The 10,318-nt window shown below is 60.0% G+C and carries 8 protein-coding genes; 7 read left to right on the forward strand and 1 reads right to left on the reverse strand.

Annotation, left to right across the window (positions count from 1 at the left end; all coding sequences use genetic code 11):
• Positions 1 to 5: 5 nt before the first annotated feature.
• Positions 6 to 947 carry a LysR family transcriptional regulator gene (locus tag HPDFL43_RS13205; RefSeq protein ID WP_007197858.1) on the reverse strand — a complete coding sequence of 314 codons (942 nt, stop codon included), beginning with the start codon at positions 945 to 947 and terminating at the stop codon, positions 6 to 8.
• 155 nt (positions 948 to 1,102) lie between these two features.
• Here HPDFL43_RS13205 and chvE point away from each other — a divergent pair, with 155 nt between their 5' ends.
• From chvE to HPDFL43_RS13240, 7 genes are all read left to right on the forward strand, one after another.
• Positions 1,103 to 2,182, forward strand: coding sequence for a multiple monosaccharide ABC transporter substrate-binding protein (chvE, locus tag HPDFL43_RS13210; protein WP_007197859.1), 1,080 nt, complete (start codon positions 1,103 to 1,105; stop codon positions 2,180 to 2,182).
• A gap of 105 nt (positions 2,183 to 2,287) precedes the next feature.
• Entirely contained in the window at positions 2,288 to 3,805 is a 1,518-nt protein-coding gene (gene mmsA / locus HPDFL43_RS13215; protein ID WP_007197860.1) for a multiple monosaccharide ABC transporter ATP-binding protein, read from the forward strand.
• A 10-nt stretch (positions 3,806 to 3,815) separates the two neighbouring features.
• Positions 3,816 to 5,060, forward strand: a complete 1,245-nt coding sequence (mmsB, locus tag HPDFL43_RS13220) for a multiple monosaccharide ABC transporter permease (RefSeq protein ID WP_007197861.1) — start codon at positions 3,816 to 3,818, stop codon at positions 5,058 to 5,060.
• A 3-nt stretch (positions 5,061 to 5,063) separates the two neighbouring features.
• Positions 5,064 to 6,059, forward strand: a complete 996-nt coding sequence (gene araD1, locus HPDFL43_RS13225; RefSeq protein ID WP_007197862.1) for an AraD1 family protein — start codon at positions 5,064 to 5,066, stop codon at positions 6,057 to 6,059.
• A gap of 1 nt (position 6,060) precedes the next feature.
• Entirely contained in the window at positions 6,061 to 7,803 is a 1,743-nt protein-coding gene (gene araD / locus HPDFL43_RS13230; protein ID WP_007197863.1) for an L-arabinonate dehydratase, read from the forward strand.
• Entirely contained in the window at positions 7,803 to 8,726 is a 924-nt protein-coding gene (locus tag HPDFL43_RS13235; RefSeq protein WP_007197864.1) for a Gfo/Idh/MocA family protein, read from the forward strand. The genes araD and HPDFL43_RS13235 overlap by 1 nt, the downstream gene beginning before the upstream one ends.
• A 34-nt stretch (positions 8,727 to 8,760) precedes the next feature.
• Positions 8,761 to 10,275: an aldehyde dehydrogenase (NADP(+)) gene (locus HPDFL43_RS13240; RefSeq protein ID WP_007197865.1), complete on the forward strand. Its 1,515-nt coding sequence runs from the start codon at positions 8,761 to 8,763 to the stop codon at positions 10,273 to 10,275.
• Positions 10,276 to 10,318 lie beyond the last annotated feature (43 nt).

Genomic DNA, 10,318 nt, shown 5'->3' on the forward strand with positions numbered 1-10,318 from the left:
CACGCTCAGTTTTGCATGACGGCAGAAAGGATCTGGTCATGAACAATCTGCGCAGAGGGCGTCAACTCCTGCCCGCGTCGCGTCAGCAGCGACCAGGTTTCCACCGCCATCTTGTCTTCGGTCTCGAGGATGGCGAGGGCGTTTGCGCCATCATCCCCCGTGGCAAAGCTGCGCGCCACTGCAGAGGCGATCGGCGCAATCGCATTGGTTTGGCGAATCGCGGCCAAGGTAAACAGGAAAGATGTGGTCGTCTGGATCTGGCGCGGCATCACGACGCCCCGCGCGGCAAACTCGCGCTCTATGGTGCTGCGCAGGATTGCGCCCGATGGCGGCAGGATCCAGTCGAACGCCGCCATGACATCAAGGGCGACGGGCGCCTCGGCCCGGGCCAGCGGGTGACCGGTTCGCACCACAAAGCTCAGCGGCTCATCCCCCAGTGGGATGGCCTCCACCATCGCATTGGCAGTTCCGCCGGTTGTTCGGCACATGGCGAAGTCGAGCCCGCCATCAAGAAGCTGGGGCAACAGAACGTCACTGGCGGCAACCACGATCTCGATGGAAATGGCGGGATAGGACAAACGCAACTGGCGCATTGCCGGAACCACGAAGTCGATCGATGGTCCGGTTACCGATCCGAGTCGCACATAACCCACCGTTCCCTCTCGGGATTCCTGGATTTCCCGCCCCGCATCTGCGATCTCGTTGAGAATGCGGGCGGCCCGCCGGGCAAGAAGGTGCCCGGTTTGGGTCAGGCCGATCCCGCGGCCTGTGCGCTCGTGTATCGGCGTCCCGGCAATCCTCTCGATCTCGGCGGCAAGGCGGGAGGCCGCTGGCTGACTCACACCGAGATGGTCAGCCGCTGCGGAGACGGACCCAAGCTGCTCCAAGGTGGAAATCAGCCTCAAGTGACTGATTTTCAGCCCTTTTCGAAGAAGATCAATCGACACGCCTCACCCCTTTGATATACCCATTATGATATGAATTAATCCGTTTAAATAATTTGACGGACATGTCAAACCGCTTCAGGTTTGGGGTCCCTGCGATCGGCCCAGCCGCGCGGGGTCAATTGTATCGGGCCGCAGCTGCGGTCAGGGGAGGAAAAATGAATATTTTTACAAAAAGCCTGGCGGCTTTGGCTGCCTTTGCGACTCTGTCGTCGGGAGCGATGACCGCCACCACCGTCCATGCAGCCGACAAAGGCTCCATCGGCATTGCAATGCCCACCAAATCTTCAGCACGCTGGATTTCTGACGGCAACTCGATGGTCGAACAATTCACTGCAGCCGGTTACGAAGCCGATCTTCAGTACGCTGAAGACGATATCCCGAACCAGCTCGCCCAGATCGAAAACATGATCACCAAGGGCGTGGATGTGCTTGTCATTGCCGCCATTGATGGCACGACACTGTCCAACGCACTGGAAAACGCAGCAGCCTCGGGCATCAAGGTCATCGCCTATGACCGGCTGATCCGCGACAGCGGCAATGTCGACTACTATGCGACCTTCGACAACTTCAAGGTTGGCGTCCAGCAGGCTTCCTCGCTGGTCGATGGGCTCAAGGCGCGCTTCGGCGACGGCCCCTACAATGTTGAACTCTTCGGCGGTTCGCCCGACGACAACAACGCCTACTTTTTCTACAACGGCGCAATGAGCGTGCTTCAGCCGCTGATCGACGCGGGCACCGTCAACATCGTTTCCGGCCAGATGGGCATGGACACGGTCGGTACGCTGCGCTGGGACGGAGCTGTCGCCCAGGCCCGCATGGACAACCTGTTGTCCGCTCATTACACCGACAAGCAGATCCACGGCGTTCTGTCGCCCTATGACGGCCTGTCAATCGGCATCCTTTCCTCGCTCAAGGGTGTCGGCTACGGCTCTGGCGATCAGGAAATGCCGATCGTTTCCGGCCAGGATGCAGAAGTCCCGTCGGTCAAGTCGATCCTTGCAGGTGAACAGTATTCGACGGTGTTCAAGGACACCCGCGAACTCGCCCGTGTCACTGTTGGCATGGTCGATGCGCTTCTCGGCGGCAGCGAGCCGGAAATCAACGACACCACCACCTACGACAACGGTGTGAAGGTCATTCCTTCCTACCTGCTCGAGCCGGTTTCGGTTGACGCATCCAATTGGGAAGAAATCCTGATCGGATCCGGTTACTACACCATGGACCAGATCAAGTAAGGCCTCCCGGCTGAAAACCCCGTCCCGCCGCATCAATTGCACGGGACGGGGTCTTTTCCGGTACGCCTGCCGCACTCCATTGCATGACCGTCTGCCGGCTGAACCATGACCCATCTTCTTCAAATGCGCGACATCACCAAGACCTTTCCGGGCGTCAAGGCGCTCGATTGCGTCAATCTGGATGTCAAGGACGGTGAAATTCACGCCGTCGTTGGCGAAAATGGCGCCGGCAAATCAACGCTCATGAAGGTCCTTTCCGGCGTCTACCCGGCAGGATCCTATGACGGGGAAATCCTGTTCGAGGGCAAGACGGTCCGGTTCAGGGACATTCGCGATTCCGAAGATCGCGGCATCATCATCATTCACCAGGAACTCGCGCTGATCCCGCAGCTGTCGATCGCCGAGAACATCTTCCTGGGCAACGAACGCGCCAGGCGTGGTGTCATCGACTGGCACGAGACCAACCGGCGCACGGAAGAGTTGCTGGCCAAGGTCGGCCTCAACGAACCGCCGACAACCAAGGTCGATTCCATCGGTGTCGGCAAACAGCAGCTGGTCGAGATCGCCAAGGCGCTGTCCAAGGACGTGAAACTGCTGATTCTCGACGAACCCACCGCCGCGCTGCAGGAGAATGACAGCCGCAAGCTCCTGGACCTGATGCTGGAACTCAAGGCGCAAGGCGTCGCCTGCATCATCATTTCTCACAAGCTCAATGAGGTGCGCTACGTCGCCGACACCGTCACCGTCATCCGCGACGGCATGACTGTCTCCACGCTCGATGCGAAAGCCGGATTGAGCGAGGACGAAATTGTCCGGGACATGGTCGGCCGTGACATGACCCACCGCTTTCCTGCACACAGTCGCACACCCGCAGATATGCTGCTGGAAGTGGAAAACTGGAACGTTTGGCACCCCGAACACACAGATAGGCAAGTCATTCACGACGCCTCCTTCCATGTCCGCGCCGGTGAAGTCATCGGTATCGCCGGGCTTATGGGGTCCGGGCGCACAGAGCTTGCCATGTCCATTTTCGGGCATTCCTACGGGCGCAGGATAACCGGTTCCATCAATCTCAGGGGCAAGCCAATTGATGTGAGCACCGTGGACCGGGCGATTGCCAGCGGCGTCTCCTATGTCACCGAGGACCGCAAATCGCTGGGCCTGGTTCTGGATGAAACGATCCGCTTCAACACCACGCTTGCAAATCTGGATGGCGTGTCGTCGGGCGGTATCCTGTCGCGCAATGAAGAAACCACCATCGCGGAAAAATACCGCGAGGCGCTCGCGATCCGCACCCCTTCCGTTTTCCAAAAAACGGTCAATCTGTCGGGCGGAAACCAGCAGAAAGTGGTGCTGGCAAAATGGCTGTTCACCGCGCCTGAGGTGCTGATCCTGGATGAGCCCACACGCGGCATTGATGTGGGCGCGAAATACGAGATCTACACCATCATCAATGACCTCGCGGCAGATGGCAAAGGCGTCATCATGATTTCCTCGGAAATGCCGGAGTTGCTGGGCATGTGTGATCGGATTTACGTCATGAATGAAGGCGTGCTTGTCGGGGAACTGACAGCCGCCGAAGCGAACCAGGAGCGCATCATGTCGCTCATCGTCAACAAGTAGGAATACGACCATGGATCAGGCCAAAGGCGAGAGCGAAATCGCATCCGGCGCAAAGCCAAGAGGCATTGGCGAGTATCTTGTCAGCCATCTGCGGCAATACGGGCTGCTCTTCGCCCTGATTGCGGTGATGGCATTCTTCCAGATCGTAACCGATGGCACCTTGTTGCGCGCCGTTAATGTCACGAACCTGCTGTTGCAGAACTCCTACATCATCATCATGGCGCTCGGCATGCTGATTGTCATCGTCGCCGGCCATATCGACCTGTCTGTCGGCTCGGTGATGGGCTTTGTCGGCGCGCTGGCAGCGGTGATGATGGTCAATCACGACCAGTCCATGCTGGTCACGGTCATCGTCTGCCTCACGGCAGGTGCAGCCATCGGTGCTGCTCAGGGCTATTGGGTCGCCTACTGGAAAATCCCCTCCTTCATTGTCACCCTTGCCGGCATGCTGGTGTTTCGCGGGCTGTCGCTGTGGCTGCTCGAAGGCCAGTCGGTGGGGCCCTTCCCAAAGGAATTCCAGGTCATCGCGACCGGTTTCGTTCCCGACATTTTTCCAGCCGGAATTGGTGAGAGCCTGGCGACAATGCTGGGCGAACGGCAGGTCAATATCCTGGCGCTCCTCACCGGTGTTGTTGCGGCCTTCTTCGTTGTCTGGATGGGCATCAACCAGCGCATGCGCAACAAGGCCTATGGCATTGAAGACGAACCGCGAAGCTTCTTCATTGCCCGCAATGTGATCGTCGCCGCAGCGCTGATTTTTGTGACCTACAAATTATCGCTGTTCCGCGGCCTGCCCAACGTGCTTATCACCATGGGCGTTCTGACCATCATCTATGCCTTCATCACCGAAAAAACCACGATTGGCCGGCGCGTCTACGCGCTTGGCGGAAACCAGAAAGCGGCCAAGCTCTCAGGCATCAAGACTGAACGGCTGACCTTCCTTGCCTTCACCAATATGGGCCTTCTGGCCGCCGCAGCGGGTCTGGTCTTCGCCGCACGGCTGAACACCGCAACGCCGAAAGCGGGCTTCGCGCTGGAACTTGACGTGATCGCCGCTGTCTTCATCGGCGGCGCATCGATGGCCGGTGGCGTGGGCACGATCATTGGCGCGGTGGTCGGCGCGTTCCTGATGGGCGTTCTCAACAACGGTATGTCGATCATGGGCATCGGCATTGATTACCAGCAGATGATCAAGGGGCTGGTGCTGCTCGCTGCCGTCATCTTCGATGTCTACAACAAGAACAAGCAGGGCTGAGCGATGCTGATTTCCCAATTCAGGAACGATACCGGCGGCATCAGCGTCGCCGTTCGCAGCGGAACCGAAGCTATGGTTGTCAATGGTGTGTCGAGCACGCTTGAGCTCGCCAGCCGCGCCATCAAGGACGGGAACAGCATCGCTGAGTGCCTGCGCGCCCACTCGCTCGGACCAGCCATCGATATCGAAGCGCTGGCAACGGAGAACCGTCTGCTGTTGCCGATCTCCCATCCCGATCCGGCTCACATGCACTTAACCGGCACCGGTTTGACACATCTTGGCTCGGCATCGACCCGGGACGCCATGCATGCAGCCAACAAGGCTGACCCTTCGACGCTGACGGATTCCATGAAGATCTTCAACATGGGACTTGAGAACGGCAAACCCGAACCGGGCAAGCCGGGTGTCCAGCCGGAATGGTTCTACAAGGGCAACGGCACCTGCGCGGTTGCGCCGGGAGCACCACTGGTCTCTCCGGCCTTTGCCGATGATGGCGGCGAGGAGCCGGAGATCGCGGGGATCTATCTGATCGGCAATGACGGCGCGCCGTTCCGTATCGGCTTTGCCCTGTCCAACGAGTTTTCAGACCATGTGATGGAACGGGTGAACTATCTCTATCTCGCGCACTCGAAACTCCGTCCCGCATCCTTCGGGCCGGAAATCCTCGTTGCGCCCCTGCCCGATGACATCCGTGGCACCAGCGCCATTCGCCGCGATGGCGAGATCATCTGGGAAAAGCCGTTCCTTTCGGGTGAAACCAACATGTCCCATACGATTGCGAACCTGGAACACCACCACTTCAAATATGATGTGTTCCGGCAACCGGGCGACATACACATTCACATGTTCGGCACAGCCACGTTGTCCTTTGCCGATCAGATCCGCGTGCAGCACGGCGACGTGTTCGAGATTTCCGCGCCGCAGTTCGGCGCGCCCCTGCGCAATCCCCTGTCCGTCACGCCACCAGCGTCGGATCTGTCAGCTGTAAAGGTGCTCTGAGATGGCCTTTACTCCAGCAAAATGGCCGCGGAAACTGCGCTCGCAGGAATGGTATGGCGGCAACTCGCGCGACACGATCTACCATCGCGGATGGCTGAAGAACCAGGGCTACCCGAACGATCTTTTTGACGGCCGTCCGGTCATCGGGATCATGAACACCTGGTCCGAACTGACACCTTGCAACGGCCACCTCAACGAACTGGCCCAGAAGGTGAAGGCCGGCATTTGGGAAGCTGGCGGCTTTCCCGTCGAGGTGCCGGTGTTCTCGGCATCCGAAAACACCTTCCGTCCAACCGCCATGATGTACCGCAATCTCGCGGCCATGGCCGTCGAGGAAGCCATGCGCGGCCAGCCGATCGATGGTGCGGTGTTGATGGTCGGATGCGACAAGACCACGCCATCGCTGCTGATGGCCGCTGCATCAACCAACCTGCCCTCCATCGTCGTCACCGGCGGGCCGATGCTCAATGGCTGGTTTCGCAACGAGCGCGTGGGTTCGGGCACCCATCTGTGGAAGTTCTCCGAAGCCGTGAAGGCCGGTGAAATGACCCAGGATGAGTTCCTCGAGGCCGAACAGGCGATGTCGCGCTCGACGGGAACCTGCAACACCATGGGCACGGCTTCGACCATGGCGTCGATGGCCGAAGCCCTCGGCATGGCGTTGTCGGGCAATGCGGCCATTCCGGCTGTGGATTCCCGACGTCGTGTGATGGCGCAGCTGACCGGCCGCCGCATTGTGCAGATGGTCAAGGACGACCTCAAACCGTCCGACATCATGACCAAACAGGCTTTCGAGAATGCGATCCGGACCAATGGCGCAATCGGCGGCTCCACCAATGCAGTCATTCACATGCTGGCCATGGCGGGCCGCGTCGGCATTGATCTCACACTTGATGACTGGGACCGTTGCGGCCGGGATGTCGCCACCATCGTCAACCTGATGCCGTCCGGGAAATACCTCATGGAAGAGTTCTTCTATGCAGGTGGCCTGCCGGTGGTGCTCAAGCACCTGGGCGAAGCGGGCAAATTGCACAAGGATGCGCTGACGGTCTCCGGCACGACTGTCTGGGACGAGGTCAAGGATGCCAAAAACTGGAACGAGGATGTCATCTTGCCGCTCGAAAAGGCGCTGACACAGCAGGGCGGAATTGCGGTGCTGCGCGGCAATCTGGCGCCGAACGGTGCGGTTCTCAAACCCTCCGCCGCTTCTCCAGCCCTTATGAAACACCGGGGTCGTGCAGTGGTGTTCGAGGACATTGACGACTACAAGGCCAGGATCAACGATGATGCGCTCGACATCGACGAGACCTGCGTCATGGTCTTGAAGAATTGCGGACCCAAGGGTTACCCGGGCATGGCCGAAGTGGGGAACATGGGCTTGCCGCCAAAGGTGCTGAAGAAGGGGATCACCGACATGATCCGCATTTCCGATGCCCGCATGTCCGGCACGGCCTATGGCACCGTGATCCTGCACACCTCTCCGGAAGCTGCCGCGGGCGGTCCATTGGCTGTGGTCAAGAACGGCGACATCATCGAGGTGGACGTCGAAGCGCGCAGACTTCATCTCGAAATCAGCGAGGCGGAACTGAACGACCGCCTCTCGGCCTGGAAGCCATTGCATGAGCGGCCCCAAAGCGGTTACGCCAAGCTTTTTCAGGATTCGGTCGAAGGTGCGGACACCGGCGCTGACTTTGACTTCCTGAAAGGCTGTCGCGGCGCTCCGGTGGGTAGGGATTCTCATTGATGGTTGAAAAACTCGCATTGGTCGGCATTGGCAAGATCGCCCGCGACCAGCACCTTCCGGCGATTGCCGCAAACCCCGATTGGGAACTCGCCGCGACGGTGAGCCGCAACGCCAGTGTCGAGGGCATCGAGAACTTCACAACCATCGAAGCGATGCTCGCCGCGCGCCCAGACATTTCCACGGTGTCTCTTGCCATTCCACCACAGCCGCGTTTTGCCTATGCCCAGGCGGCGCTCGCCGCCGGCAAGAATGTCATGCTGGAAAAACCACCCGGTCAGAGCCTCGCCGAAGTGCATGCGCTTGAAGAACTCGCCCGCGAGAAAGGCGTGTCGATTTACGCCACATGGCATTCCCGCGAAGCCGACTGCGTGCCCGATTCCAAGGCATGGCTGGCAGACAAGACCATCAAGCGCCTGGCGATCACCTGGAAGGAAGATGTCCGCCGCTGGCATCCGGGACAGGACTGGGTGTTCGAACCTGGCGGTCTTGGGGTCTTTGATCCCGGCATCAACGCATTGTCGATCATGACCGAGATCCTGCCCTGGCCGGTCCATGTGGCAAGTGCTGTTCTTGAGTTCCCGGAGAACCGCGACACCCCGATTGCTGCGGACATCGTCTTCACAAATCCCGATGGCGCAGAGATGACCGCCACGTTCGACTGGCGCCAGGAAGGTCCCCAAACCTGGGACATCGACATCGAAACCGACGGCGGCCGTCTCAAACTGTCATCGGGCGGCGCTACACTTGAAATCGACGGCCAGACGGTCAAAAAAGGCAGCGATCATGAATACGCCAATCTCTACAAACGCATGGCGTCGCTGATCCAGTCCGGTAAAAGTGATGTGGATCTTTCACCAATGGTCCATGTCAGCGACGCCTTCACCCTTGGCAAACGGAAAACGGTCGACGCTTTCCATTTCTAGACGACATGCCCCGAACGATAAGCAAGGAACTGACATGAACTTCAAACCACACGGCAAGCATCTGATCGCCGGCGAATGGATTGCCGGCGCAGCGACTTTCCGCTCCGAGCCCGCCAATGGCGACGCCCATGAGTTCGCCGTCGGCACGCCGGAACTTGTCGATGCAGCCTGCAAGGCGGCAGAAGCAGCGTTCGAAACCTATGGCTGGGCCAGCCGCGAAGACCGCGCGAAATTCCTGCACACGATTGCTGATGAGATTGAAGCGCGCGGCGACCAGATCACCGAGATCGGCACATCGGAAACCGGCCTGCCAGCCGCCCGGCTTCAGGGCGAGCGCGGCCGCACCACCGGCCAGCTACGCCTGTTTGCCGAACATATCCTCAAGGGCGATTATCTCGACCGCCGCCATGACGAGGCGCTGCCTGATCGTCAGCCGCTGCCGCGCCCGGAACTGTTCATGATGCAGCGTCCCTTCGGCCCGGTGGCCGTTTTTGGTGCGTCCAATTTCCCGCTCGCCTTTTCGACAGCCGGTGGCGACACCGCAGCAGCGCTTGCTGCCGGTTGCCCGGTCGTCGTCAAGGGCCATTCGGCTCATCCTGGCACCGGTGAAATCGTCGCTGAAGCCATTCATGCGGCCATCAAGAGTTGCAACATCCACCCTGGCGTCTTCTCGCTGATCCAGGGCGGCAACCGTGCCGTCGGCCAGGCACTGGTCCAGCACGAGAACATTACCGCCGTGGGCTTCACCGGTTCGCTGGCAGGCGGTCGCGCCCTGTTTGACCTTTGCGCCGCACGCCCGACGCCGATTCCGTTCTATGGCGAACTGGGCTCCGTCAACCCGATGTTCCTGCTGCCAAAAGCCGTTGCCGCGCGGGGTTCGGACATCGCCAAGGGCTGGGCCGGCTCGCTCACCATGGGTGCAGGCCAGTTCTGCACAAATCCGGGAATTGCTGTCGTCATCGCCGGATCCGAAGCCGATGCCTTCGCATCGGCGGCCAAGGAAGCGCTCGCAACCGTCGACAAGCAGACCATGCTCACCGACGGTATCGCCGAGGCCTACCGCAAGGGTGTAAAACGCGTTGCCGCCTCAACCGGCGTCGCCGAGTTGATCGGCACATCCTGCGAAACACGCCATGCCGCACCCTATCTGTTTGAGACAACGGGTGAAGCCTGGCTGGCCAATGAGGAACTGGCTGAAGAAGTCTTCGGACCGCTCGGCATCATCGTGCGCGTCAAGGGTGAGGCGCAGATGCGCGACATCGCACGGGCTTTGCAGGGCCAGTTGACCTGCACGCTGCATCTGGACGATGGCGACGCAGATGTTGCCAGAGGCCTGCTTCCAATCCTCGAGCGCAAGGCCGGACGGCTTCTGGCCAATGGCTTTCCGACCGGCGTCGAGGTCTCAGACACAATGGTGCATGGCGGGCCCTACCCGGCCTCGACCAATTTCGGCGCAACCTCGGTCGGCACGCTCGCCATCCGCCGTTTCCTTCGCCCGGTCTGCTACCAGAACATCCCGCACAACGTGCTGCCGGAAGATCTGCGCTAGATCCCTTCTGGCGCAACCAAGCTCGTGACAGCAGGAAGGCGGC

Source organism: Hoeflea phototrophica DFL-43, assembly GCF_000154705.2.
In the GTDB taxonomy this organism is placed as follows: Bacteria; Pseudomonadota; Alphaproteobacteria; order Rhizobiales; family Rhizobiaceae; genus Hoeflea; species Hoeflea phototrophica.